The sequence below is a fragment of the Aquitalea aquatilis genome, assembly GCF_005155025.1.
Taxonomy (GTDB): Bacteria; Pseudomonadota; Gammaproteobacteria; order Burkholderiales; family Chromobacteriaceae; genus Aquitalea; species Aquitalea aquatilis.
Window position 1 is genome coordinate 716,769 of sequence record NZ_CP039731.1, and the last position, 24,696, is coordinate 741,464.

A 24,696-nucleotide genomic window follows, 5' to 3' on the forward strand; every position below is an offset into this window, starting at 1 on the left:
GTCATGAATCATCCACCACTGTCAGGTTCGCGCCTGGTGTGGATCACGCTGGCGCTGTCGATGTCGGTGTTCATGCAGGTACTGGACACCACCATTGCCAACGTGGCACTACCCACCATCTCCGGCAACCTCGGTGCCGCCACCAGCCAGGGCACCTGGGTCATTACCTCGTTCGGCGTGGCCAATGCCATCGCCGTGCCGCTGACCGGCTGGCTGGCCAAGCAGGTGGGCGAAGTCAAGCTGTTTACCATTTCCACCCTGCTGTTCGTGCTCACCTCGTGGATGTGCGGCATGGCCAACAGCCTGGAAATGCTGATTCTGTTCCGCGTGCTGCAAGGCGCGGTAGCCGGCCCGATGATTCCGCTGTCGCAAAGCCTGCTGATGTCCTGCTACCCGCCAGCCAAGAAAGGGCTGGCGCTGGCGCTATGGGCGATGACGGTGATCGTGGCACCGGTGTTCGGCCCGATTCTGGGTGGTGTCATCAGTGATAACTGGCATTGGGGCTGGATCTTCTTCATCAACGTGCCGGTGGGGGTGGCTGCTGCCTTCATCAGCTGGAAGATCCTGAAAGAACGGGAAACCGGCCTGGTGCGCCAGCCCATCGACAAGCTGGGCCTGGCGCTGCTGATCGTCGGCGTGGGTGCGCTGCAGATGATGCTGGACCGGGGCAAGGAGCTGGACTGGTTCAACTCCACCGAAATCGTGGTGCTGGCCATCGTGTCGGCAGTGTCGCTGGTTTATCTGGTGATCTGGGAGCTGGGGGAAAAACACCCCATTGTCGACCTCACCCTGTTTGCCAAACGCAACTTCACCGTCGGCACCGTCGCCATCAGCCTGGGCTTCATGCTGTACTTTGGCGCGGTGGTGCTGCTGCCGCTGATGCTGCAAACCCAGATGGGCTATACCGCCACCTGGGCCGGCCTTGCCGCGGCACCCATCGGCATTCTGCCGGTATTCCTGTCGCCCATCATCGGCAAGAACGCGCACCGGCTGGACATGCGCTGGCTGGTCACCATCAGCTTCAGCATCTATGCCCTGTGCTTCTTCTGGCGCAGCACCTTCAATACCGACATGAGTTTCGCCTATGTGGTATGGCCGCAGTTCATCCAGGGTATCGGTGTGGCCTGCTTCTTCATGCCGCTGACCACCATCACCCTGTCCGGCTTGCGCCCGGATCAGATTGCCAGTGCCTCCAGCCTGTCCAACTTCCTGCGCATTCTGGCCGGCAGTATCGGCACCTCGATCACCACCACGCTGTGGGACCGGCGCGAAGCCTTGCACCACGCCCAGCTGACCCAGCATGTGACGCTATACGATCAGGCCAGCCTGATGTGGTTCCGCCTGCTGGAAAGCACCGGCATGTCCACCAGCCAGCAGCAGGCCTACACGGCGCTGCAGATTACCCGCCAGGGTTCGCTGATCGGCGTGAACGAGGTGTTCTGGCTGTTCGGCATCATGTTTGTCGCGCTGATTGGCCTGGTGTGGTTTGCCCGTCCGCCCTTCACCTCCAGCGGCGCAGCCGACAGCGGGGCGCATTAAGACCCGATAACACCCCCCCGCTCCAGCGTTGCCCCAGGGGCGCTACGCTCTTGTTAGCCGCTCTCAAACCGTCTGTAAAAACAAGGCCCGCATGATGCGGGCCTTGTTCGTCTGCGCCACCAAGCTAGGCTAATCCACCCGGCAGCGCAACTGGCCGGCATCATTGTCGGCACACAGCCGGATATTGCCGTCCTGATCCAGCACCAGCATTTCCTCGCCCAGCCAGGCCTCTTCTGGTTTGGGAATGGCGCGCAACTGGAAACTGTCGGCCCGCGCATTGCCATCCTGCGCACCAAAGCTGAGTTGGTAATGGCTGGTCGCCGTCACCGGCAAGGTCGGCCAGTGGCCGCTGCCTTCGGTATAGCGGCCATGCTCGCTGCGCCACTGCTCCATAAAGTGGCTGGCCTGCAGCAGCGCCACCCTGGCTTCGGCCTGGTGCAGCCGGAGCACATGCCCCCGCCACAATGGCAGAGCCATCAGCAGCAATAGCGACAGCATGGCCAGCACCGTCAGCAATTCAAGCAGACTGAAGCCGCTGCGCTTGCCGTTCAGCGTAATTCGCGCCATGCCAGCCTCCTGCTACGCAGGCTGCCCGTGGCATCCGGCAACAGCAGCACATGGCTTTGCAAGGTCACCGCGCTATCCGGCAAACGGCCCCAGCCACGCGCAGTCACCCGTAATAGCAGGCCCCGCTGTTCGCCATCCACATACTGCGGGTCCAGCAGCTCGAGCAGATAATGCGGGTCACTCCAGAACCATGGCCCGGTGGTCACCGCCGGGCAGCGTCCCGCCGTCGCGATGGGCTGCAGCACCAGCCGCAATGCCGCGCCACAAGGATGCAGCAAAGCCACGCCGGCCTCATCCAGCCTTTGCCAGGGTGGGGCGATTTCCTGGCCGGCCAACGTTGCCGACAGGCATAAGCCCTGCTGCCAACCCGCGGGATTGGCCATCTGCCGACAGGACAGGGTAAACGGCGCATCGGCCTGCCGCAGCGCATTGCGGCTCATGCCGGCCACTTGCGCAGTCAGCGGTAGCCTGGTCAAGGCCTGCTCACCAGCCTGCAAGCCCAGCTCAGCCAACTGAAAGGCGCGCTGGGCATCATCCAGCTGGCTGCCGATGCGCTGCTCATCCCGCAGTAGCCGGCTCAGCCCCAACACCAGCGCGCTCATCAACAGCAGCAATAGCAAGGCCGTCACCAAGACCACCCCACGCGCACGCGGGCGATTCAGGCCAGACATGCAGACCCCGCCCGGCTCATCAGCTGCAAACGATACGGCATGGCAGTGGTGCTGCCGCTGGCTTGGCGCATGCCCAGTTGCAAGGTCCACCACTGCCGCGGCGCACCGCCCGGACAGGCTGGCAGCGTTTCTGCCAGCAGCTGCAAGCTGGCAATGCCGCTGGCCAGCCATAGCGCCGGCTGACCGTTTTGCTCCAGCCACAGCTCGCCCGCCGTACTGCCCTGGCCCAGCCGGTAATGACGCTGCTGCAAAGCCAGTAATTCGAGTGATGGCAGATGATGCTCGGCCATGTGTGCCAGCAGCGGGCTGCCGGGAGCCAGTTGCAACCAGGATGACCCATCCTGCTGCTGCAAGAAAACATCAGCATCCAGCGTCAGCAGATCGATACGACGGCAGCTGGCCAGTAGCAGAAGCTGCCCTGGCGGCCAGGCCGGTGCCGGCTGCAGCAAGCGCAAGCGGCTAATCTGGCTGCTGCTATCGACCGGCTCGGCCAGCAGGGCGATACCGCCATCGCCATAGCTCAGGCTCAGCACGCCCTCTCCTGCCTGTGGCATGAGCAGCGTCCCGCGCCCTGGCCACTGCGCCGGGCCGGCACAAGCAAAACTGCCGGCCATGCGCAGATCACGCGCCAGTTGTTGCAGCACAAAACGTGCTTCCTGTTGTGATGCCAGCCGGGCGCTGGCAAAGCTGCGACTCTGCAATGCGGCCTGCAAGCTCTGCCACAACAGACCGCACAGCAACAGCCCCAGCAACATGCTCAGCATCAGCTCCACCAGCGAGAACCCACGCGGCGCCGACATCAGCTGCCTACTCCAGCGCCAGGGGCAAAGGCCCCGCCGCTGCGGCCGGCTGCAACAGCCATAGTCTGCCGCTGGCCTGACAGCCTGCCGCCGCCGGCACTGCCGGCAAAGGCCCGACATGGCGACAGAGCAAGGGGCTTATCGGCTGGCCCTCCGGCCACAGTGTGCCGGCATCCTGCTGCAACTGCGCCAGCGCTACGCGGGTATATTGCCCGCTACTGCCGGAGGGCAATGTCTGCTGCCGATCGGCCTGCATGGCTTCGGCCAGATTCAGACTGGCCAGCAACAGCCGGCTGTCGGCATCGCTGCCGCGTAACTGCCGCAAACTCTGCCCGGCCATGCCAGACAGGCTGAGCAGGCCAAACAGCAGGATCAGCAAGCCCAGCATCACCTCGACCAGACTGAAACCCCGGTTGGGCACCCGCCTAGCCACAGCAGTTGTCCTGGCTACACCATTGCGCCTTGCCACTGGGCTGCAACAGCAGGCTGTGACACTGGCCACCAGGGGTGCGCAAGTGAAAACGCGGTGCCGGACCACTGTGCAGGCGACCGTGGGCGGTAAAGGCAAAATCCTGTCGATTGGCACTGAGCTGTACCTTGGCGCTGCTGAACAGCAGGTGATGCAGCCGCTCGCCGCTGTCGTAGCGGCCATTGGGCCTGGATGGCGCATCGGCAAACACCAGCATGCCTTCGCCCCAGTTACCGGCAGAGGCAGTGCCAGGCTGGCAGCCCTGAATCTCCAGATTGACCTTGCTATTGAGTGCACACACCCACACGGTGCGATTGCCGCGAATGGCCTCGCTGCGCGCCAATTGCAGGCCGGATTGCAATAGCTGGCCACGGGCCAGCAAGCGCTGCCGTTCCAGCATGTTCTGCATGGCTGGCAGTGTCTGGCCCAGCAAGATCGCGCTGACCGCCAGCACGATCAACAACTCGTACAAGGTAAAACCGCCACCGCGGCGGCAAGCAACAGAACGGGACATGGGCAGGCCACCTCCGTGAGCGCCAGCAAATGATGGGCAGGACTGGACATCCTGCTCCGCCATACCCGTGCCGGCTTGTGGCTTGTGCTGAGATCAGCGCGGAATACTCTGATATCCAGACACTCCTGCCCGGATCAAGCAAAGAAAAAGCCACCCGGATGGATGGCTTCGAGAAAGAATGCGACCGCAGTACGGTAATCAGTGTGCCGCTTCCCAGCTACTGCCCGCCCCCACCTCAGCCAACAAGGGCACTTTCAGCGCGGCCACGCCGGCCATGATCTGCGGCAATTTCTGTTTGACCAGTTCCAGCTCAGCGGCGGGTACTTCCAGCACCAGTTCATCGTGTACCTGCATGATCAGCAGGCTGGACAGGCCGTCCTGCTCCAGCCAGTGCTGTACCGCGATCATCGCCAGCTTGATCAGGTCGGCGGCGGTGCCCTGCATCGGCGCATTGATGGCGGCGCGCTCGGCCCCGGCACGACGTGCCGGATTGGACAGCCTGATTTCCGGCAGATACAGGCGGCGGCCGAACACGGTTTCCACATAGCCGTGCTCGCGCGCGCTTTCGCGGGTGCGCTGCATATACTCGGCCACACCCGGATAACGCATGAAATAGCGGTCGATGTATTGCTGGGCGGCGCTGCGCTCGATGTCCAGCTGGGCAGCCAGGCCAAAGGCGCTCATGCCGTAGATCAGGCCAAAGTTGATGGCCTTGGCCGCGCGGCGCTGCTCGCTGCTCACCTGCCCCAGCGCCACGCCAAATACCTCGGCAGCCGTGGCCTTGTGGATGTCCTCGCCACTGGCAAAGGCCGCCAGCATGCCTTCGTCGTCGGACAGATGGGCCATGATGCGCAGCTCGATCTGCGAATAGTCGGCACTGACAATGCTGTGGCCCGGCTTGGCGATAAAAGCCTCGCGCACGCGGCGGCCTTCGGCGGTACGCACCGGAATGTTTTGCAGGTTAGGGTCGGAACTGGCCAAGCGCCCGGTAATCGCCACCGCCTGCGAGTAATTGGTATGCACCCGGCCGGTAGCGGGATTGATCAGGGTCGGCAGCTTGTCGGTATAGGTGGACTTGAGCTTGGCCAGACCGCGATATTGCAGGATGCACTTGGGCAGGGGGTGATCCAGCGCCAGGGTTTCCAGCACTGATTCATCGGTGGAAAAACCGCCGGACGGGGTTTTCTTGATGCCCTTGGTGGGAATGCCCAGCTTGCCGAACAGGATTTCCTGCAGCTGCTTGGGCGAGTTCAGGTTAAAGGGCTGGCCGGCCAGCTCATAGGCCTGGCTTTCCAGCTGCAGCATTTGCGTACCCAGCTGATGGCTCTGCGCCGCCAGTTGCTCACGGTCGATCAGCACGCCATTGCGTTCCATGCGGAACAACACCTCGGCCACCGGCAATTCGATGTCGCGGTAGATTTCGCCCAGCCGGCCGCTCAGTTGCGGGGCAAAGTACTGGTTCAGCCGCAGGGTGATGTCGGCATCTTCCGCCGCGTAATTGGCGGCAGTGTCGACATCCACTTCGGCAAAGCCGATCTGCTTGGCACCCTTGCCGCAGATGTCTTCGTAGCTGACCGTGGTTTCGCCCAGATGGCGCGCCGCCAGATCATCCATATTGTGGCGCTGGTGGCTTTCCAGCACATAGGAAGCCAGCATGGAGTCGTCCACCACCCCGGCCAGGCTAATGCCATGGTTGGCAAACACGTGGCGGTCGTACTTCAGGTTCTGGCCGCATTTGGGCTTGCTGGCGTCTTCCAGCCAGGGCTTGAGTCGGGCCAATACGTCATCCAGCGCCAGTTGCTGCGGTGCGCCGGCATAGTGGTGCGCCAGCGGCAGGTAGGCTGCTTCACCAGCCTGCAGGGCAAAGCTGATGCCAACGATGTGCGCCTGCATCTGGTCGAGGCTGGTGGTTTCGGTGTCCAGCGACACCAGTGCGCCGCTGCCCAACTTGTCCAGCCACAGCGCCAGTGCGGCCTCATCCAGAATGGTGTGGTACTGGCGCGCCACGGCAGGCGGGCTGGCCAGCGGCTGACTGACCACGGCTGCCGCTTCGCCAGCAAACAGGTCGTCGGTATGACCGGGGGCGGTGACCGGGGTATCCACAGCCAGCGGGCTGCTGACCGGGACGTCTTCGCCTTCGGTCATTTCGCGGTAAAAGGTGCGGAAGCCCTGGTCCTTGAACAGTTCGGCCAGGCGCGGACGATCTTTCACCCCGTGCTGCAGGCTGTTCAGGCCATAGGGCATGTCCTGCTGCAGATCGACATCGCACTTGATGGTGATCAGCTCATGGCCGCGCGGCAGCCAGTCCAGTGCGGCACGCAGGTTCTCGCCCACCTTGCCGCCTATTTTTTCGGCATTGGCAATGATGTTGTCCAGCGTGCCGTATTCTTCCAGCCACTTCACTGCCGTTTTGGGGCCACATTTGTCCACGCCGGGGACGTTGTCCACCTTGTCGCCGATCAGGGTGAGGTAGTCGATGATGCGTTCCGGCGGCACGCCGAATTTCTCTTTCACTCCGGCCTGATCCAGGTTTTCATTGGTCATGGTATTCACCAGCGCCACCTGCGGCGTCACCAACTGGGCCATGTCCTTGTCACCGGTGGAGATGATGACCTGGAAGCCCGCCGCCTCGCCCATCCGGGCCAGCGTGCCGATGACATCGTCGGCTTCCACGCCGTCCACCATCAGCAGCGGCCAGCCCGAAGCTTGCACCACCTCATGCACCGGCTTAATCTGTGCGGCCAGCTCTTCCGGCATGGAAGGCCGGTTGGCCTTGTATTCCGGGTACAACTCATCGCGGAAAGTCTTGCCTTTAGCGTCGAAAACGCAGGCGCTATAATCGAACTGCACCTCTTTCTCCAGCCGGCGCAGCATGTTGACCATGCCGTAAACCGCCCCGGTGGGCCGGCCATCCGGAGAACGCAAATCGGGCATCGCGTGAAAGGCGCGATACAGGTAGGAAGAGCCGTCGATCAATAACAATGTTTTCATAGAAGAGGGGCGAATGATGAGCTTGTCCGATAAGTTGCCGCAGACCAGTGATCGTTACGACATGATGCAGCGCTTCCGCTCGCGCGAGGCGTGGCACGTGATGAAGATCATGTCGGAGTTTGTCGACTCGGCCGAAGAACTGCAAGGCATCACGCCGGCAGTCAGCATCTTCGGCAGCGCCCGCACTCCGCGCGACCATCCCTATTATAAGCTGACCGAGGAAGTGGCCCGGCTTCTTTCTGATTCCGGCTTTTCGGTGATTTCCGGTGGTGGCCCCGGCATCATGGAAGCGGCCAACAAGGGCGCTTTTTATGGCAAGAGCCCGTCGGTGGCGCTGAACATCGTGCTGCCACACGAACAGAAGCCCAACGAATACCAGGATCTGTCGATCAAGTTCAACCACTTTTTCAGCCGCAAGGTCATGTTCGTCAAGCATGCCATTGCCTATGTGGTGATGCCGGGCGGCTTTGGCACGCTGGATGAAATGTTCGAGGCGCTGACGCTGATCCAGACCGGCAAGTCGCGCCCCATCCCCATCATTCTGTGCTGCAGCGAATTCTGGACCGGTCTGATCGACTGGGTAAAAAACCATCTGGTAAAAGAAGGTATGATCAACCCTGACGACGTGAACCTGATCCAGCTGATCGACGACCCCAGCCAGATCGTGGAAACCATTTTCAAGCACTACGAAACCCGCGGCTTCGAGGCTCTGCCGGAAGAACGCGAAAAACTGCTCAACCTGTAACGACACAGTCACCAAGGACCCATCATCATGCGCCGCTTCCTTGCCCTACTCGCCCTGCTGCCGCTGTCGGCCGCCTGGGCCGCAACACCGGCCCCCGCCACCATCCCGCCGCCGCCCACCATTTCGCAGGATGCCGCCGGCACGGCCGAGCCGGAAGTACGCATCATCCAGCGTGGCGACGACAAGATCGAGGAATACCGCCTCAATGGTCAGCTCTACATGATGAAAGTGACCCCCTCCATCGGTTTTCCCTATTACCTGATGGATGAAGAGGGCAATGGCAGCATGAAGCAGGTGGACCCGAATCGCCGCATCATCATCCCGCAATGGGTTCTCAAGCGCTTCTGAGGAACAGGCATGTCGGTTTACACCACCGTCAGCGATGACATGATGCAAAGCTGGCTGAGCCGCTATGCGCTCGGCCAGCTGGTCGAACTCAAGGGCATTGCCGCTGGCGTCACCAATACCAATTACTTTGTCACCACCACCCATGGCCGTTACGTCCTCACCATCTTCGAAACCCTGAAGCTGGAAGAACTGCCCTACTACCTGACGCTGATGAGCCATCTGGCGCGGCACGGCGTGGCCTGCCCGGCACCGCTGGCCGATCATACCGACCAGTTTGCCTCGCTCTTGGCCGGCAAACCGGCCTGTCTGGTCAGCTGCCTGTCCGGTGCCGACATCAGCCAGCCCAGCGCCGTGCAATGCCGGGCCGTGGGTGAAATGCTGGCCCAGATGCATGTGGCCAGCACCACCTTCCCGCACAAGATGGCCAATCCGCGTGGCCCGCGCTGGTGGAGCGAAACCGCCAGCGCCATGTATGCCTTCATGGACGAGGCCGACGCGGCCAGCCTGCGCCAGGAAATCCAGTTTCAGGACCAGCACCGCTTCGACCACCTGCCCAGCGGCGTGATCCATGCCGACCTGTTCAAGGACAATGTGCTGATAGACGGCGACAAGATTGCCGGCTTCATCGACTTTTACTACGCCTGCAACGACATCCTGTTGTACGACGTGGCCATTGCCTTCAACGACTGGACGCGGCTGGAAGACGGCAGCATCTGTCCGGAACGGGCCACTGCCTTTCTGGCCGGCTACCAGTCGGTGCGCACACTGACGGCCGAGGAAGTCCGCGCCTGGCCGGTGATGTTGCGTGCCGCTGCACTGCGTTTCTGGACCTCGCGCCTGCTCGACCTCTACCAGCCCATGGCGGGCGAGCTGACCTACACCAAGGACCCGAAGGTATTCCAGCGTCTGGTGGAAGCCCATCGCCAGCGCAGTGACTTCTGGTTGTAAGAAGCTGCCGGCAGCCGTGCGCTGCCGCTAGCGGAAGCTGCCATGCGCACATCCTGCCCACGGCAGCTTCACATCCGGTTGAATGCCAGCATGCCGCGCGTCTGGCTCTTGTCCTTGTGATGAATGCGGTACAGGGTGCGATGCAAGGTGGGCAGCGGGGCCAGCACCGCCACCACCTGCCCGCTGTCCAGCAGCTCGCGCACCACATGCAAGGACAGGCAGCTCACCCCCAGCCCGGCGGCCACCGCCCGTTTGATGGCTTCGGAATGGCCCATTTCCATCACCTGGGCAAAGCCGCCCACATGCGGCAGCAACAAGCGCTCCACTTCCTCGCGCGTGCCGGAACCGCTTTCGCGCAATACCCACTGCGCCTGCGCCAGCCGTGACAAGCTGACCGCCCCCTGCGCCAGCGGATGGCTGGCGGCGGCAAACACCACCAGGATATCGTCCTGCCATGGCTCGACCACGATGTCCGGATGGTGGCAGGGCCCTTCGATGAAACCCATGTCCACCTTGAAGCCGGCTACCGCCTCCACCACGTCGGCAGTATTGGCCACCAGCAATTCCACCCTGGCCTGCGGCTGCTGCAACTGGAAACGGGCAATCTGTTCCGGCAACAGATAATTGGCAATGGTGGTGCTGGCAGCCAGCCGCACATGCATCGCCGCCTGGCTATCGAACAAGCGCTGCATGTCCTGCGCCGCATCCAGCATGGCGCGGGCTCGCGGCAGCAGCAGCCGGCCGTGTTCGTTCAGCACCAGCCGCCGTCCCACGCGGTCGAACAGGGGAGCCGCCAGCCCGGCTTCCAAGGCTGCCAGTGCCTGGCTGGCGGCTGACTGGGTCAGTGCCACCTGCTCCGCCGCCGCCGTGACCGTGCCCTGCTCGGTCACCGCCACAAATACTTCCAGTTCACGCAAGCTCAAACGCAATGCCATCTGCCGCTCCTGTTGCGGCTGCTCACCAGACAAGGTGGCCAGCCGGATTGCACCCCACTCAATATATTAATTTTTCTAATTGTTTTCAGATATTTTATCCGTTTTTCAACTTTAATGCGGCGGCGTATCGTTCAGACATCGGGGCAAAACGCCCTCACTTCTTGCAGGTAGCTCATCATGAACACACTACGTCAGCACACACCCGGCCTGCTGCTGGTCCTGGTTCTGGCACTGGGTTCGCTCCATGCCGCCGCACTGCCCTGGTTCAGCCAGCTGGGCCTGTCGGCGCTAACCATTGCCATCGTCGGCGGCATGGTGCTCGGCAACACCATCTATCCGCGCATTGCCCTGCCCAGCCACAGCGGCGTCACCTTTGCCAAGGGCCAGATCCTGCGCCTGGGCATCATCCTGTTCGGCTTCAAGCTGACGTTTCAGGACATCGCCGCAGTCGGCATCAGCGGCATCCTGATCGATGCCTGCGTGCTGAGCTCCACCTTTTTGCTGGCCTTCTGGCTGGGCCGGCGCAAGCTGGGGCTGGACGAGCAAAGCGTCATCCTGATCGGGGCCGGCAGCTCCATCTGCGGCGCAGCCGCCATCCTGGCCACCGAACCCGTGCTCAAGGCACATGCTGAAAAAGTAGCGGTGGCGGTAGCCACGGTGGTGGTCTTCGGCACCCTGGCCATGTTTCTGTACCCCCTGCTGTTTTCGCTGGTCCAGACACTCGGCGTATCCGAATTTGCCTATGGCGTGTTTACCGGTTCCACCGTGCATGAAGTGGCACAGGCCGTAGCCGCCGGCCGTGCGGTCAGCGAGCAAGCCGCTACCAGCGCGGTGATTACCAAGATGATCCGGGTCATGATGCTGGCACCGTTTCTGGTGATCCTGTCGACCTGGCTGGCCCGTCGCCACCAATCCGGCAGCAGCGAGGCACGCCGCATCACCATTCCGTGGTTTGCCCTGGGTTTTCTGGCCATGGCCGGTTTCAATTCACTGCACTGGCTGCCGCAAGCCTGGGTGGCCCAGCTGATTGCGCTGGATAATCTGCTGCTGGCCATGGCCATGGGTGCCCTGGGCCTGACCACGCACTTTTCCGCCATCCGCCGCGCCGGCAGCAAGCCGATGTGGCTGGCCAGCGCCCTGTTTGCCTGGCTGCTGATTGGCGGCACGCTGATCAACAGCGGCATCAGCTATCTGGTTCACCTGATCTGAACACCGTTTGCCATCAGGCAAAAGAAAACCGCCCGGATTCGGGCGGTTTCGCTATGGCTGACTGAAAATCAGCACGGGCACTTTTTCATCGACTTGCCACCGTAACGCTCGGACTGGCAATGGGCGAAAAAGGCCTCGCGACTCATGACCGGGGCATTGGGGCTGCAACGGCGGCGGCTGGCGACATACTTGTCGTAGTCTTTCACCCCCACCATCAGCCGGGCTGCCTCGGCCAGCTGGCGCAACAACTCAGACATTGGCTTCTCCCTGACGATAGACCGCCGGCACTTCCTTGGTGGTGACCCACTTCACGGCCAGCGCCTTGCGGATGACATTGACCGAGAACACCAGCATGGCCACCACCACGGCAATGAACATGGCAGTCAGCGTGGCATCCACATAATCATTGAAGATGATCTGCTGCATTTGCGCCAGGCTCTTGGCCGGGGCCAGCACTTCACCCTTGGCCGCAGCGGTGGAGAACTTGTTGGCATGGGCCAGGAAGCTGATCTTGGGGCTGGCGTGGAACAGCTTCTGCCAGCCGGCCACCAGGGTAACGATCAGCAGCCAGATGGTGGGGACCGCAGTCACCCACACATAGCGCAGTTTTTGCATCTTGATCAGCACCACAGTGGCCAGGATCAGTGCAATGCCAGCCAGCATCTGGTTGGCAATGCCGAACAGCGGCCACAGGGTGTTGATGCCACCCAGCGGATCGACCACGCCCTGATACAGGAAGTAACCCCAGCCCGCCACGGCCAGGCCGGTGGCGATCAGGTTGGCTCCCCAGGACTCGGTATTGGCCATCGGCTTGATGAAAATGCCCAGCAGATCCTGAATCATGAAGCGCAGCACGCGGGTACCGGCATCGATGGTGGTGAGAATGAACAGCGCTTCAAACAGGATGGCAAAGTGATACCAGAAGGCCATCATGGTCTTGCCGCCAATCACGCCGGACAGGATATGCGCCATGCCCACCGCCAGCGTCGGTGCGCCACCGGCACGCGACAGGATGGTGGATTCGCCCACGTCCTTGGCCATCTGCGTCAGCACATCCGGGGTGATGACAAAGCCCCAGCTGGAAATGACTTGCGCCGCATCCACTGCGGTCTTGCCGATGACGGCGGCCGGGCTGTTCATGGCGAAGTACACACCCGGGTCCAGCACGCAGGCGGCGATCAGCGCCATGATGGCGACAAAGCTTTCCATCAGCATGGCACCGTAGCCGATAACGCGGGCGTGGGTTTCGTTCTCGATCAGCTTGGGCGTGGTTCCCGAGGCCACCAGCGCGTGGAAGCCGGACACGGCACCGCAGGCAATGGTGATGAACAGGAAGGGGAACAGGTTGCCGGCGAATACCGGGCCGCTGCCGTCGATGAACTTGGTCAGCGCCGGCATGTGCAGGTTCGGTGCCACGATCAGGATGCCGATGGCCAGACCGATGATGGTGCCGATCTTGAGGAAGGTGGACAGATAGTCACGCGGAGCCAGCAGCAGCCACACCGGCAGTACCGAGGCCACAAAGCCGTAGCCGATCAGCACCCAGGCCAGCGTCGTGCCCTGCAGGGTGAACAGCGGCGCCAGCGTGGCGCTCTTGGCGACATCGCCACCATAGACAATGGCCAGCATCAGCAGGACAAAGCCGATGACGGAGATCTCGCCGATCTTGCCCGGGCGGATATAGCGGGTATAGATCCCCATGAACAGGGCAATCGGAATGGTGCAGGCAATGGTGAAGCTGCCCCACGGGCTGCCAGTCAGCGCCTTGACCACCACCAGCGCCAGCACCGCCAGCAGGATGATCATGATCATCAGGATACCGATGGAGGCAATCACCCCGGGAATCGGCCCCAGCTCCAGCCGGATCATTTCACCCAGCGACTTGCCGTCGCGGCGCATGGACAGGAACAGCACCAGGAAATCCTGTACTGCACCGGCCAGCATCACGCCGATCAGAATCCACAGCGTGCCCGGCAGATAGCCCATCTGTGCAGCCAGCACCGGCCCCACCAGCGGCCCCGCCCCGGCAATCGCGGCGAAGTGATGGCCAAACACCACCCACTTGTTGGTCGGCACGTAATCCAGGCCGTCATTGTGCCGTTCTGCCGGAGTCAGCCGTTTGGCATCCAGCTCCAGCACGGTCTTGGCAATAAAGCGGCCATAAAAACGGTAAGCGATGGAGTACACCGACACCGCGGCCACCACCAGCCAGATGGCATTGACCGGCTCGCCGCGATTCAGTGCCACCACGGCAAAAGCGACGGCGCCCGCCAGGGCCACGGCAATCCAGATTGCCCATTCCTTTAAGCGTTGCATGTAATTTTCTCTGTCCTTGGTTGATCATGGGCCGCTGCTGAAGCCGGCCTGACTGCTTGGTATGTGCAGCGTCGATTCTGTCCGCATAAACCGGGAAATACAAGCCGGATGCCAGCCATGCCATACATGGTGATACTATTTCCCCCATTGATTTTCGCAGGCATGGCATGACACCCCACATTCTGATTATCGAAGACGACATTCATCTGGCGCAGCTGATCTCCGCCTACCTTGGCAAACACGGTTATCAGGTCAGCCTGCATGGTCGCGGCGATACCGCCGCCGATGTGATTCTGGACACCCGGCCAGACCTGGTGATTCTGGATGTGATGCTGCCGGGCAAAGAGGGCTTCGATGTCTGCCGCGAGGTCAGGCTGCGTTATCACGGCCGCATCCTGATCATGACGGCGCGGGATGAGGACGTGGACGAAATCCTCGGGCTGGAACTGGGGGCCGACGACTATCTGGCCAAGCCGGTAGAGCCACGCCGCCTGCTGGCACGGGTGCGCGCCCTGCTGCGCCGTGGCGTCGATGATGGCGACAGCAGCAATAGTGGCGACAACGATGAACTGGTGTTCGGCCAGTTCAACATCAGCCAGGGCACGCGCTCCGCCTATCTTTCCGGCGAAGAAATGGAACTGACCACTGCCGAATTCGACCTGCTGTGGCTGCTGGCCAGCCATGCCGGCCAGGTGCTGTCGCGCGACGACATCATGAACGAGCTGCGCGGCATCGGCTTTGACGGGCTGGACCGCTCCATCGATGCCCGCATCTCGCGCCTGCGCAAGAAACTGGGCGACAGCCCCGATTCGCCCACCCGCATCAAGACCGTGCGCGGCAAGGGCTACCTGTTTTCCCGTAGTGATTGGGAATGATGAGACTCCCCCTGTTGCGAACAGACAAGAAACAGCGCCTGGGCAAAACCTCGCTGGCTACGCTGTTTGCCCGCTATTTCATCATCGCCATGGCCGCCGAGCTGGCCATCATCATCGGTTTCGCCTTCATGCTGGGCAAGCTGTACCAGAATAGCGACAGCGAAAATGCCCGCCGCATGCTGGATGGTCCCGCCTCGCTGCTGGTGCAGGAACTGGAGCGGGTGCCACCTGCAGGACGCGCGCACATCCTGCCGCAACTGACCCGCCATTTCAGCTATCCGGTCAAGCTGATCGCCCAGCCACCGGCCGACCTCGACCCCGACAGCCGGCAGAACTTCGCTGCCGGCAAAACCTATCTCGATTTCGACAACAACCTGCTCTACATCCCGCTGCGGGACGAGCACCGCATGGTGTTGATGGGGCCGCTGGATGCCACCAGCAACAGCAATGACAGCGGCTGGATCACCGAAGACATCGAAGTGCTGCTGCTGTGGATCCTGTTTACCGGCAGCACGCTGGGGCTGCTGATTTACTTTTACCTGCGGCCGATGTGGCGCGATCTGGTGTCGGTACGCGACGCCGCCGAGCTGTTCGCCAACGGAGACTTCCATGTGCGCACGCCACAGGCGCACAGCCGGCTGTTCGCCCCCTTGTCCACCGCCCTCAACAGCATGGCGGCCCGGCTGGAGCGGCTGCTGGAAATGCATCAGGCCATGAGCCACGCCGTGGCGCATGAAATCCGCACCCCCATTGCCCGTTTGCGTTTTGGCCTGACCATGCTGGAAGAAGAAGAGGACGAGGCCGAACGTCAGCGCTACCGCGACGGCATGGAACGCGACATGCAGGAACTGGAAGAACTGATCACCGCCAGCATGGAGTACGCCAAGCTCAACCGGGGCGAATCCATCCTGCAACGGGAGCAGGTCGATCTGTACGACTGGTTCGACGACCTGCTCGATCTGGTCAACCCGCTGAAGCCGGCCACCCTCAATCTCTCCATGGATTGCGCGCGCGGCCAGGCCACCTTTGACCGCAAGCTGATCTATGTCGCCAGCCGCAACCTGCTGCTGAACGCCTTCAAATACGCCCAGCACCAGGTGCATCTGGTGGTAGAGCGCCATGGCAACATGCTGGAGATTCATGTCGACGACGATGGCCACGGCATTCCGCCGCAGGACTGGGAGCGGATTTTCGAACCCTTCCGCCGGCTGGACCGCAGCCGCGACCGCGCCACTGGCGGCTACGGTCTGGGACTGTCCTATGTCAGGCTGATTGCCGAGCATCACGGCGGCAATGCCTTTGCCAGCAAGAGCCCGCTGGGTGGTGCACGGCTGACCCTGCGCATTGCCCTCAGCTGAAAGAGTCACAGCCTGTCACAATCCTGTGACAGGAAACTGACAGACTGGCCGCTTTATCTTGGCCATACTGCAGGCTGTTCATTCTCCTGCCCGGAATCTTCCATGCCCTCACCTCGTCCCGCCGCCCTGTTGATTCATGGACTGGGTGGCACCGTTTACGACCTCGGCTCGCTGGGCCGCACCCTGGAAGAAGCCGGGATCGATACCCATGTCCCGCTGCTGCCTGGCCACGGCACCGTACCGGACGATCTGCTGGCAACCGGCTGGCAAGACTGGATAGCCAGCATGCGTGCCGAATACCGGGCGCTGAAACAGCGCCATGGCGTGGTGCATCTGGCTGGCGTCTGCCTGGGGGCACTGGTCGCGCTGGAAGTGGCGCGGCTGGAAAACCACCAGGACAAGCTGGCACTGTATGCGCCGCCGCTGTTCCTAGATGGCTGGAGCCTGCCGCGCCTGACCTGGCTGCGCAAGCTGGGCTATATCCTGCCGGGCATGGCCAATCGCATGCGCGTACCGGAAGCCGAGCCTTTCGGCATCAAGAACCAACGCATCCGCAAGCTGATCCAGCAACGCTTCGAACGTGGCGAACGCTTCCACTATCCCTATGTGCCGCTGGCCTGCATCCGCGAGGTAGACAAACTGCGCAAACAGCTGATGCCGCGGCTGCAGGAAATTACCTGCCCCACGCTGATCGTGCATGCCGACGAAGATGACATCACCAGCCCGCGCTCGGCCCGTCACTTGCAGGCCCACCTGGGTGGCGAAGTGGACTTCATGCCGCTGTCCGACAGCTATCACATGGTGCTGGTGGATAACGAACGCATGGCCGTGCTGGCCCGCAGTGTGGATTTCTTCCGGGCCCGTCCGGCCAGCAAGCCGCGCCCGGCCAGCAGCACACCGCCGCTGTGGCAGGGTGACGCGCTCACCGCCTGACCCCCTCCCTCGCATTTGCCGCCACCGGGCCGACACTGCCAGCAGTGCCGGCCCTTTGTCATTGCCGGCAGGCAAAGTTCCCCCGCTTCATCAATCGAAACAAACTGCGCCGCTTTGTCATGCAATGTCATCAAGCCGGCACAGCGCCGGCACATAGCCCAGACGCTAGCCGCACAGAGCTGCATCCTGGCTCTGGCACACTGTGTTCCATGCAAACAAGCCATGCCGCAGAAACCCCCGAGCCTGCGGCAAGGTGCTTGCTCTGTATCTGTTTAGGGTCTGGCAACGGGCCCGTTCTCCTCTGTCCTTTGTGTGACTTTGTGTAACCCGCCCCCTCAGGCGGGTTCTTTTTTTGTCCGCGCCGGGCGCTGCGGCGGCCGGGAATGGCTCTGCTACAATGCCAGCCACACCACCACCCAGGATATTACGATGAGCCACCCCCACGCCCATGATGTGAAAGCCTTTCTGCTGCAACTGCAAGACCGCATCTGCGCCGCACTGGAACAGGCAGACGGCAGGGGGCGCTTTGTCGAGGATGCCTGGCAGCGGCCCACAGGCGGTGGCGGGCGCAGCCGCGTGCTGAGCCAGGGCGCGGTATTCGAACAGGCCGGGGTGAATTTCTCTCATGTCAGCGGTGATGCGCTGCCGGCATCAGCCACCGCCCACCGCCCGGAACTGGCGGGCCGCCGTTTCGAAGCCATGGGCGTGTCGCTGGTGATTCACCCGGAAAACCCGCACGTTCCCACCAGCCACGCCAATGTGCGCTTTTTCATTGCCGAACAGGATGGTGCCGAGCCGATCTGGTGGTTTGGCGGCGGTTTCGACCTGACCCCCTACTACGGCGTGGAAGAAGACGTGGTCCACTGGCACAGCGTGGCACGCGAGCTGTGCCAGCCGTTTGGCGACACCGTGTATGCCGACTACAAGAAATGGTGCGACGAGTATTTCTTCCTCAAACACCGCAATGAAGCACGCGGCGTGGGCGGGCTGTTCTTTGACGATCTGAACCAGTGGGGTTTTGCCCGCTGCTTCGACTTCATGCAGGCCGTGGGCCTGGGCTTTGCCGAGGCCTACATCCCCATCGTGGACAAGCGCAAGGCCACGCCGTGGACCGAGGCGCAGCGCCAGTTCCAGCTCTACCGCCGTGGCCGCTATGTGGAATTCAATCTGGTATGGGACCGTGGCACGCTGTTCGGCCTGCAAACCGGTGGCCGTACCGAATCCATCCTGATGTCGATGCCGCCGCTGGTGCGCTGGGAGTATGGCTACCAGCCCGCCGAGGGCAGCGCCGAAGCCGAGCTGTACCAGCGCTTCCTGCCGGTACGCGACTGGGTCTGAGCAGGCTTATGCCACGCCGGGAGGCTGCCCCTGCAGGTCGAGACAGACCCGGTTGCGGCCCTCCTGCTTGGCGCGGTACATGGCATCATCGGCCCGTTTCAGCACGGCCTCGGCCTTGCTGTCGCTGGCCAGCACCACCGCACAACCCATGCTGGCGGTGACTTTATCCGGCAAACCCAGCTTGGCCCAGTTGAGCCGTTCCAGCTGCAGACGCAGACGCACGGCCGCCTTCATCGCGTCGCGCAGCTCGGTGGCCGGCAATACCAGCACAAACTCCTCGCCCCCCAGCCGCGCCACCAGATCCTGGTTGCGCAGCATGCGCCGCGCCAGCCGCACCAGCACTTTGAGCACCTCGTCGCCCACCGCATGGCCGAAGGTGTCGTTGATTCTCTTGAAGTGATCCAGGTCCACCATCACCAGCGAAAACACCTGTCCGCGCTCCTGGTAGTCCTGGTACAGCTGTGACAGCGCTGACTGAAAAGCACGGTGATTCAAGGCGCCGGTGAGCGGGTCGTGTTCGGACAAGCGCCGCAGTTCGCGATTGAGCACCCAGGTACGGGTCAGCAAGGCCAGCGCCAGCCACAGCAGCAAGGCCGCCACGATGCCGGGTGCCGTTCCCTTGATGATCTCCAGCGCCAGCACGCCATTGGGCAGGTAATGCAGCACGCGCATGCCGGTATCGCCCACCGCAAACACCTTGACGTGGGCAGTGGGGCCGGCGAGGTAGTCGGCCATCACCGGCAGGCGCAACAGATTCTCCTGCGGCAAGGCCTGCTCGGTATTGGCCGCGACAATCTGGTTCTGGGCATTCAGCAGATACAGCTTGCCCAGCACATCGCCCGAGCTGCTCAATAGCTGATGCAGGGTGCTGATACTGACATCCATGTTCAGAGAGCCGTAAAAATGCCCTTCGGCCACAATGGGCTGGCCGATGGTCAGCATGGCACCCTTGCCCGCCTGATCGATATACACCGGGGTCATGATCCGCCGCCCTCCCGGATTCACTTCCGGCAGCACCATGCGCCAGAACACGCCGTTGGGCGTGGCCAGGCTGTAATGGAAATCGGCGGCAGGGGTAAACGGATAAAGGTAGATGAACTGCTGGCGTGACACGTAGTAGACCCAGGCCACACCATGGTCATCCAGATTGCGATAGGCGGCAGTCATCATCGGCGCCAGCCCCAGCGCCACGGCGATCTCGCGCTGGCGCGCCGGGTCCCGCTTGCCGGGCAGCACCAGCCCGGTCAGATTGCCGATCTGCTGATGACTGAGCGGTGGTGGCAAGCTGTCCAGCGAAAAATAGTTGCTCCCCGGCACATTGCGCAGCGCAGACAATTGCCCATCCACATCACGGGACTGCTCGCCCCATTGCAGCTCGCGCACGGCTTCGGCCTGAATGGTGTCGATAAAACCGGATATTTTCTCGAAATGCTGGCGGATGCCGACTACGGCACGGTGGGCGTACTGATCTGACAGACTAAGTGAGCGGGAATAGACATACCAGCCGTTGGAAACAACCAATAGCATGAACACCAGCGTTAATATGCCGCGAAAGGCCCGCTGGTGATCCAGCACCATTTCTCCCAACAGCATCCTACGCATATTGCCAACCCGCTTGCGACTCTCTCGACACGATAGCACTGTACTTTATATATGCTTACACGCTAACACGGGTGTTAGCAGAGCTGTACTTTGCGCGGTCGATTCACAAGCCGGCATTGAAAAAACGGGTCAGATTGACCCGTTTTTCCCACAACGCCCCCCCTGATTAGAGCGCGAGTTTGGCAATCGCTTCCTTGGCCGCATGAATCGCGGTCGCGCGCTTGTCGTCGCCCATATTGACCGCTTCAGCCCGTACAAACTCGATATCGCTGATGCCCAGAAAACCCAGCACGGTACGCAGGTAGTCTTCCTGGAAATCCATCAGCTGGCCCTGCTCGGTGGAGTAAACACCGCCACGGCTGGAGACGATCACCACTTTCTTGCCACCGGCCAGGCCTTGCGGGCCATTCTCGGTGTACTTGAAGGTGCGGCCGGCAGCGGCCACGCGGTCAATCCAGCTCTTCAGCTGCGACGGGATGGAAAAGTTGTACATCGGCGCACCAATCACCAGCACGTCGGCAGCCAGGAATTCTTCGATCAGCGCATTGCTCAGCGCGCTTTCGCTACGCTGGGTGTCGGTCCAGTCGGCTTCGGCAGTGAAGTTGGCACCGATGATTTCGCCGGACAAATGGGCAATCGACTGGCTGGCCAGATCGCGATAGCTGACTTCAAGGGCGGCATGGCGTTGGCGCACGGCATCCACCACGGCGGCAGTCAGCTGACGGGAAACGGAGTTCTGGCCAAGAATGCTGGAATCAAGGTGTAGCAGTTTCATGATGGACTTCCTTTTTGTGCAGTTCGGTATGGGTGAATAGTAGTTTTTGCTACCAATCATGACTAGACTGCAAAAAAAGGAAACATTGTTCCACCCATAGGACAATTTCATGCAAGACCTCAACGACCTGCTGTATTTCGCCAAGGTGGTGGAGTTCGGTGGTTTCATGGCGGCCAGCCGCATGCTGGGCATACCCAAATCGCGGCTGTCGCGCCGGGTGGCCGAACTGGAAGAACGCCTTGGCGTACGCCTGCTGCAACGTACCACGCGGCGGCTGGCACTGACCGAAGTCGGCAGCAGCTATTACCAGCATTGCCAGGCCATGCTGGCCGAGGCCGAGGCGGCGGATGATGCCATTGCCCGCATCACTGCCGAACCGCGTGGCCTGGTACGAGTCAGCTGCCCCGAGCTGCTGGCCAAGACTTTGCTGGCACCGGTACTGCCACGCTTCATGCTGCGTCATCCACAGGTACGGGTCAGCCTGGAAGCCACCAACCGGCGGGTAGATCTGATCGAGGACAATATCGATGTCGCCCTGCGCGTGCGCAACAGCCTGGACAACAGCGCCAATCTGGTAGTGCGCCAGCTGTCGGTCAGCCAGGTCATTCTGGTGGCCAGCCCGGACTTCATGCGCCAGCACCCCATGCCGCAATCACCGGCCGACTTGCTCGCGCTGCCGGCGCTGACCATGAGCCGCCCCGATGGCCGTGGCCAGTGGCAGTTGCTGGACCAGGCCGGCCACACCTATAACCTGCAAATCGACAACCCGCGCCTGATGACCGACGACCTGCTGGTGCTGCTGGAGGCCGCCATCGCCGGCCTGGGCGTGGCGGCGCTGCCAGTGATGGTCTGTGACGAGGCCTTGCAGCAAGGACGCTTGCTGCGGCTGCTGCCGGAGTTCAACAGCCCCTGGGGTATTCTGCACGCGGCCTTTACCAGCCGGCGCGGCCTGTCGCCCGCCATCCGTGCCTTTATCGATTTTCTGGTGACCGACCTGATCCCACCGGGCCACCCCTCCTACCCACCCGCCGGCTAGGACGGCCGACCGGCGCGCTGCGCCAGCAGGTCGGCATGCAGCTGGGCGGCCGTTAGCGGCCGGGCAAAATGATAGCCCTGGGCCTGCTCGCAGCCCATTTGCCGCAGCAGGTCGGCAATCTGCTGGCTTTCCACCCCTTCGGCCAGCGTCTGCAATTGCATCTTGCGCGCCATTTCGATGATGGCGCAGACGATATTGCCGTCGTCGGCATCTTCGGTCAGATGGCGGATGAAGGATTGATCGATCTTCAGCTTGTTGACCGACAGCCGCTTGAGATAAGCCAGGCTGGAATAACCGGTGCCGAAGTCGTCGATGGCCAGTCTGACACCCAGTTCGCTCAGCCGCGACAGCGTGTGCAACACGGCCTCGGTCTGGTGCAGCAAGGTGGTTTCGGTCAGTTCCAGTTCCAGCAGCTGCGGCGGCAAGCCGCTGTGTGCCAGCGCCTCGGCCACGGTATGTTCCAGATTGCCGCGCTTGAACTGCACAGCCGAAATATTGACCGCCACGCACAGCGGGCTGTCATGCTCCTGCTGCCACTGCACCGCCTGGCGGCAGGCTTCGTGCAGCACCCACTCGCCCAGCGGCACGATCAGGCCACTGCTTTCTGCCATGGGGATGAACTCGGCCGGGGCAATCAGCCGCTCGCCATCCTGCCAGCGCACCAGCGCCTCCACCCCCAGCACCTGGCCATCGGCCAGCCTTACCTGCGGCTGATAGTGCAGCACAAACTGGCCGGCCTCCAGCGCGGCCATGAAATGGCTGCGCAAGCGCAATACCTGCTGTGCCTCGACATTCATCCGCTCATCGAACAGGCGATAGGTGTTACGCCCGGCATCCTTGGCGTGATACATGGCGGTATCCGCCTTTTTCATCAGCGTGGTGAAATCCTCGCCATCGTCCGGATACAAGGCCACCCCGATAGAGGCCGAGGTGGACAGCTGATGGTTTTGCAGCAGGAAAGGCTGCTCCAGGCCGTGCAGGAGGCGCCCGATCAGCAGTGCCAGCCCCTCCACCCCGCCCATGCCACGGATGCCAGGCAGCAACAGCAGGAACTCGTCCCCTCCCAGCCGGCAGGCGGTATCGTGCTCGCGCAGCAAGGACTGCAAGCGCTGCGCCACGGCTTGCAGCATCTCGTCGCCCACGTCATGCCCCAGGGAATCATTGATGGTCTTGAAGCCGTCCAGATCCAGGAACAGCATGGCCAGCCGCTCCTCGTGACGTTGCGCCAGGCCGGCCAGCTGGCAGAAGCGGTCTTCGGCCAGAATGCGGTTGGGCAGGCCGGTCAGCGCATCGTGATGAGCCAGAAAGGCGATCTGCTGCTGCTGCCGCTTGCGCTCGCCAATGTCCTGAAACAACAGCACTGTGCCGACATTCTTGCCATCCTTGAGCAGCGGGTAGGCATCGTAACGCACGGCCAGCAGGCTGCCATCGGCCCGGGTGAACACGTCATCGGCCTCATGCACGCTCTGTCCTTGCCGCACCGCCTGACGGATCAGGCAGTCTGTCGCTGGCAAGGGCCGGCCATCAGCCTGCCGGGCATGAATCAGGCCGGGCAGGTCCTGCTCGCGCAGGGTGGCTTCGTCGGCATGGCCCAGCAACTGGCGGGCTGCCGGATTGGAAAACAGGTAGCGGCCTTGGCCATCCATGCCGCAGATACCCTCGCCCACTGAATTGAACAATTGCAGGAAGCGGTCCTCGCTGGCCTGCAACTCGCCACTGGCATGCAGCCGCCGCTCTTCCGACCGGCGCAGGCGCTGCAGCAGCCAGGCCAGCAGCAACAAGCACAGCAAGGACACCACCACCGTACCCAGCAAGGTAGTATGCCACTGCGCCAGAAAATCATCGCTGGCAATGCCGGCCGCCACATAAAAGGGGAACTCCCCCACCCGCTTGAACGCGTAAACCCGCTCTACATGATCTATGGCAGCATGAAAACGAATGACGCCCTGCTGTTCGCCGGCTTCCACCCGCTGCTGCATGGGATTGTTATGCAAGGTCTGGTTGACGGTACCCGGCCGGGCCGGATGGCGTAACACCAGCCGGCCATCGTCGCTGCGGCGAAAGGTAATCACGCCATGCGGCCCCAGATCCACCGCATCGAACAGCTGCTGGAAATAGCCGATATCCAGCGGCGCCATGGCGATACCGGCAAAAGCACCCTGCGGCGTGCGGATCGGCACCGCCATATACAGTTGCAGGATGCGATTGATACGGCCGGTGGTCACTTCGGAAAAAAACAGGGGCTGCTGCGGATGCTGGCTCAGGGCGATGAAATAACTGCGGTCGCGCACATTGGCTTGTGGCAGCAAACGGTCCGAGGCATAAAGCACATTCCCCTCGGCATCAATCAGCCGCAGGCCGACGATTTCAGGAAAATGGCGAGCCGGCAAGGCCAGTTGCTGCTGCATGGTAGCGGCATATTGCGGCCGGGCGGCCAGCGACAAGGCCGCCAGTGGCGTGCGCTGGGCCAGTTCTTCCAGATTGGCCTGGGTACGACGCAGGGCCGCCTCCAGCCTGGCCTCCAGCACGGCCACCACATTGCGGGCATTCACTTCGGCCTGATGCTGTTTTTCGACATAAGCCGTGCCCAGCAGAAAAGCAATCAGCGCTGCCGTGCCCATGAACAGCAGCAGGAAAAACACCAGATAAATGCGTTGCGGACGCTGGATCATGAGCCAAAGAAGGGTGGTTGATGCCGAAAGCCATGTTAGCAAACCCTATCTGGCT

General features: G+C 62.1%; 22 protein-coding genes. 10 read left to right on the forward strand and 12 right to left on the reverse strand.

What is annotated here, in order from left to right:
• Positions 1-3 precede the first annotated feature (3 nt).
• Complete coding sequence (locus FAZ30_RS03295; RefSeq protein WP_137008698.1) at positions 4-1,539, forward strand: DHA2 family efflux MFS transporter permease subunit; 1,536 nt, start codon at positions 4-6, stop codon at positions 1,537-1,539.
• Between the two features lie 129 nt (positions 1,540-1,668).
• Here FAZ30_RS03295 and FAZ30_RS03300 read toward each other — a convergent pair whose 3' ends face one another.
• The 6 genes from FAZ30_RS03300 to polA form a co-directional block, all read right to left on the reverse strand.
• Entirely contained in the window at positions 1,669-2,106 is a 438-nt protein-coding gene (locus FAZ30_RS03300; protein ID WP_137008700.1) for a type IV pilin protein, read from the reverse strand.
• Entirely contained in the window at positions 2,088-2,777 is a 690-nt protein-coding gene (locus tag FAZ30_RS03305) for a pilus assembly PilX family protein (protein ID WP_168190804.1), read from the reverse strand. The genes FAZ30_RS03300 and FAZ30_RS03305 overlap by 19 nt, the downstream gene beginning before the upstream one ends.
• A complete protein-coding gene (locus FAZ30_RS03310; protein ID WP_168190805.1) occupies positions 2,765-3,577 on the reverse strand; it encodes a PilW family protein in 813 nt (270 codons plus the stop codon). Before FAZ30_RS03310 ends, FAZ30_RS03305 begins: the two co-directional genes overlap by 13 nt.
• Before the next feature lie 7 nt (positions 3,578-3,584).
• Entirely contained in the window at positions 3,585-3,998 is a 414-nt protein-coding gene (locus FAZ30_RS03315; protein WP_168190806.1) for a prepilin-type N-terminal cleavage/methylation domain-containing protein, read from the reverse strand.
• 4 nt (positions 3,999-4,002) lie between these two features.
• On the reverse strand, positions 4,003-4,560 hold the full coding sequence (locus FAZ30_RS03320; RefSeq protein WP_168190907.1) for a GspH/FimT family pseudopilin: 558 nt from the start codon (positions 4,558-4,560) through the stop codon (positions 4,003-4,005).
• Positions 4,561-4,758: 198 nt separating this feature from the next.
• Positions 4,759-7,551 carry a DNA polymerase I gene (gene polA / locus FAZ30_RS03325; RefSeq protein ID WP_137008710.1) on the reverse strand — a complete coding sequence of 931 codons (2,793 nt, stop codon included), beginning with the start codon at positions 7,549-7,551 and terminating at the stop codon, positions 4,759-4,761.
• A gap of 16 nt (positions 7,552-7,567) precedes the next feature.
• On the opposite strand from polA, the gene FAZ30_RS03330 reads away from it, so the two are divergent.
• From FAZ30_RS03330 to thrB, 3 genes are read left to right on the forward strand one after another with little or no spacing between them, the layout of a single operon-like run.
• The gene (locus FAZ30_RS03330; protein WP_124644620.1) at positions 7,568-8,296 is read left to right on the forward strand and encodes an LOG family protein; all 729 of its coding nucleotides are present in this window, start codon (positions 7,568-7,570) and stop codon (positions 8,294-8,296) included.
• 27 nt (positions 8,297-8,323) lie between these two features.
• Entirely contained in the window at positions 8,324-8,644 is a 321-nt protein-coding gene (locus FAZ30_RS03335) for a DUF2782 domain-containing protein (protein WP_124644549.1), read from the forward strand.
• Positions 8,645-8,653: 9 nt separating this feature from the next.
• Complete coding sequence (gene thrB, locus FAZ30_RS03340; RefSeq protein WP_137008712.1) at positions 8,654-9,592, forward strand: homoserine kinase; 939 nt, start codon at positions 8,654-8,656, stop codon at positions 9,590-9,592.
• A gap of 68 nt (positions 9,593-9,660) precedes the next feature.
• Here thrB and FAZ30_RS03345 read toward each other — a convergent pair whose 3' ends face one another.
• Positions 9,661-10,527 carry a LysR family transcriptional regulator gene (locus tag FAZ30_RS03345; RefSeq protein WP_137008714.1) on the reverse strand — a complete coding sequence of 289 codons (867 nt, stop codon included), beginning with the start codon at positions 10,525-10,527 and terminating at the stop codon, positions 9,661-9,663.
• Between the two features lie 177 nt (positions 10,528-10,704).
• On the opposite strand from FAZ30_RS03345, the gene FAZ30_RS03350 reads away from it, so the two are divergent.
• Entirely contained in the window at positions 10,705-11,736 is a 1,032-nt protein-coding gene (locus FAZ30_RS03350; RefSeq protein WP_137008716.1) for a YeiH family protein, read from the forward strand.
• A gap of 68 nt (positions 11,737-11,804) precedes the next feature.
• On the opposite strand, the gene FAZ30_RS03355 is transcribed toward FAZ30_RS03350, so the two are convergent.
• The gene (locus FAZ30_RS03355; protein ID WP_124644545.1) at positions 11,805-11,993 is read right to left on the reverse strand and encodes a YbdD/YjiX family protein; all 189 of its coding nucleotides are present in this window, start codon (positions 11,991-11,993) and stop codon (positions 11,805-11,807) included.
• Positions 11,986-14,052, reverse strand: a complete 2,067-nt coding sequence (locus tag FAZ30_RS03360) for a carbon starvation CstA family protein (RefSeq protein ID WP_124644544.1) — start codon at positions 14,050-14,052, stop codon at positions 11,986-11,988. Before FAZ30_RS03360 ends, FAZ30_RS03355 begins: the two co-directional genes overlap by 8 nt.
• A 167-nt stretch (positions 14,053-14,219) precedes the next feature.
• Here FAZ30_RS03360 and FAZ30_RS03365 point away from each other — a divergent pair, with 167 nt between their 5' ends.
• From FAZ30_RS03365 to hemF, 4 genes are all read left to right on the forward strand, one after another.
• Positions 14,220-14,927 carry a winged helix-turn-helix domain-containing protein gene (locus FAZ30_RS03365; protein ID WP_124644543.1) on the forward strand — a complete coding sequence of 236 codons (708 nt, stop codon included), beginning with the start codon at positions 14,220-14,222 and terminating at the stop codon, positions 14,925-14,927.
• Positions 14,924-16,285, forward strand: a complete 1,362-nt coding sequence (locus tag FAZ30_RS03370) for an ATP-binding protein (RefSeq protein ID WP_233578550.1) — start codon at positions 14,924-14,926, stop codon at positions 16,283-16,285. The genes FAZ30_RS03365 and FAZ30_RS03370 overlap by 4 nt, the downstream gene beginning before the upstream one ends.
• A 102-nt stretch (positions 16,286-16,387) precedes the next feature.
• On the forward strand, positions 16,388-17,218 hold the full coding sequence (locus FAZ30_RS03375; RefSeq protein WP_124644542.1) for an alpha/beta hydrolase: 831 nt from the start codon (positions 16,388-16,390) through the stop codon (positions 17,216-17,218).
• Between the two features lie 429 nt (positions 17,219-17,647).
• The gene (gene hemF / locus FAZ30_RS03380; RefSeq protein ID WP_124644541.1) at positions 17,648-18,556 is read left to right on the forward strand and encodes an oxygen-dependent coproporphyrinogen oxidase; all 909 of its coding nucleotides are present in this window, start codon (positions 17,648-17,650) and stop codon (positions 18,554-18,556) included.
• Positions 18,557-18,562: 6 nt separating this feature from the next.
• On the opposite strand, the gene FAZ30_RS03385 is transcribed toward hemF, so the two are convergent.
• Both FAZ30_RS03385 and FAZ30_RS03390 read right to left on the reverse strand, forming a co-directional pair.
• On the reverse strand, positions 18,563-20,158 hold the full coding sequence (locus FAZ30_RS03385; protein ID WP_137008718.1) for a sensor domain-containing diguanylate cyclase: 1,596 nt from the start codon (positions 20,156-20,158) through the stop codon (positions 18,563-18,565).
• A gap of 166 nt (positions 20,159-20,324) precedes the next feature.
• Positions 20,325-20,933 (reverse strand): FMN-dependent NADH-azoreductase, encoded by a 609-nt coding sequence (locus FAZ30_RS03390; protein WP_137008720.1) that lies wholly within the window; start codon positions 20,931-20,933, stop codon positions 20,325-20,327.
• Positions 20,934-21,042: 109 nt separating this feature from the next.
• On the opposite strand from FAZ30_RS03390, the gene FAZ30_RS03395 reads away from it, so the two are divergent.
• The gene (locus FAZ30_RS03395; protein WP_137008722.1) at positions 21,043-21,969 is read left to right on the forward strand and encodes a LysR substrate-binding domain-containing protein; all 927 of its coding nucleotides are present in this window, start codon (positions 21,043-21,045) and stop codon (positions 21,967-21,969) included.
• On the opposite strand, the gene FAZ30_RS03400 is transcribed toward FAZ30_RS03395, so the two are convergent.
• Positions 21,966-24,641, reverse strand: a complete 2,676-nt coding sequence (locus FAZ30_RS03400) for a bifunctional diguanylate cyclase/phosphodiesterase (protein WP_137008724.1) — start codon at positions 24,639-24,641, stop codon at positions 21,966-21,968. The two genes, FAZ30_RS03395 and FAZ30_RS03400, sit on opposite strands and share 4 nt — an antisense overlap.
• Between the last annotated feature and the right edge of the window lie 55 nt (positions 24,642-24,696).

What these genes read in the sequence shown, in the direction of transcription:
- FAZ30_RS03305 (WP_168190804.1), bottom strand. Translation starts at nt 2,777, where the DNA reads ATGTCTGGCCTGAATCGCCCGCGTGCGCGTGGGGTGGTCTTGGTGACG.
- FAZ30_RS03300 (WP_137008700.1), bottom strand. Translation starts at nt 2,106, where the DNA reads ATGGCGCGAATTACGCTGAACGGCAAGCGCAGCGGCTTCAGTCTGCTT.
- FAZ30_RS03320 (WP_168190907.1), bottom strand. Translation starts at nt 4,560, where the DNA reads ATGTCCCGTTCTGTTGCTTGCCGCCGCGGTGGCGGTTTTACCTTGTAC.
- polA (WP_137008710.1), bottom strand. Translation starts at nt 7,551, where the DNA reads ATGAAAACATTGTTATTGATCGACGGCTCTTCCTACCTGTATCGCGCC.
- FAZ30_RS03295 (WP_137008698.1), top strand. Translation starts at nt 4, where the DNA reads ATGAATCATCCACCACTGTCAGGTTCGCGCCTGGTGTGGATCACGCTG.
- FAZ30_RS03400 (WP_137008724.1), bottom strand. Translation starts at nt 24,641, where the DNA reads ATGATCCAGCGTCCGCAACGCATTTATCTGGTGTTTTTCCTGCTGCTG.
- FAZ30_RS03390 (WP_137008720.1), bottom strand. Translation starts at nt 20,933, where the DNA reads ATGAAACTGCTACACCTTGATTCCAGCATTCTTGGCCAGAACTCCGTT.
- FAZ30_RS03370 (WP_233578550.1), top strand. Translation starts at nt 14,924, where the DNA reads ATGATGAGACTCCCCCTGTTGCGAACAGACAAGAAACAGCGCCTGGGC.
- FAZ30_RS03335 (WP_124644549.1), top strand. Translation starts at nt 8,324, where the DNA reads ATGCGCCGCTTCCTTGCCCTACTCGCCCTGCTGCCGCTGTCGGCCGCC.
- hemF (WP_124644541.1), top strand. Translation starts at nt 17,648, where the DNA reads ATGAGCCACCCCCACGCCCATGATGTGAAAGCCTTTCTGCTGCAACTG.
- FAZ30_RS03365 (WP_124644543.1), top strand. Translation starts at nt 14,220, where the DNA reads ATGACACCCCACATTCTGATTATCGAAGACGACATTCATCTGGCGCAG.
- FAZ30_RS03345 (WP_137008714.1), bottom strand. Translation starts at nt 10,527, where the DNA reads ATGGCATTGCGTTTGAGCTTGCGTGAACTGGAAGTATTTGTGGCGGTG.
- FAZ30_RS03330 (WP_124644620.1), top strand. Translation starts at nt 7,568, where the DNA reads ATGAGCTTGTCCGATAAGTTGCCGCAGACCAGTGATCGTTACGACATG.
- FAZ30_RS03355 (WP_124644545.1), bottom strand. Translation starts at nt 11,993, where the DNA reads ATGTCTGAGTTGTTGCGCCAGCTGGCCGAGGCAGCCCGGCTGATGGTG.
- FAZ30_RS03350 (WP_137008716.1), top strand. Translation starts at nt 10,705, where the DNA reads ATGAACACACTACGTCAGCACACACCCGGCCTGCTGCTGGTCCTGGTT.
- FAZ30_RS03395 (WP_137008722.1), top strand. Translation starts at nt 21,043, where the DNA reads ATGCAAGACCTCAACGACCTGCTGTATTTCGCCAAGGTGGTGGAGTTC.
- thrB (WP_137008712.1), top strand. Translation starts at nt 8,654, where the DNA reads ATGTCGGTTTACACCACCGTCAGCGATGACATGATGCAAAGCTGGCTG.
- FAZ30_RS03310 (WP_168190805.1), bottom strand. Translation starts at nt 3,577, where the DNA reads ATGTCGGCGCCGCGTGGGTTCTCGCTGGTGGAGCTGATGCTGAGCATG.
- FAZ30_RS03385 (WP_137008718.1), bottom strand. Translation starts at nt 20,158, where the DNA reads ATGCGTAGGATGCTGTTGGGAGAAATGGTGCTGGATCACCAGCGGGCC.
- FAZ30_RS03360 (WP_124644544.1), bottom strand. Translation starts at nt 14,052, where the DNA reads ATGCAACGCTTAAAGGAATGGGCAATCTGGATTGCCGTGGCCCTGGCG.
- FAZ30_RS03375 (WP_124644542.1), top strand. Translation starts at nt 16,388, where the DNA reads ATGCCCTCACCTCGTCCCGCCGCCCTGTTGATTCATGGACTGGGTGGC.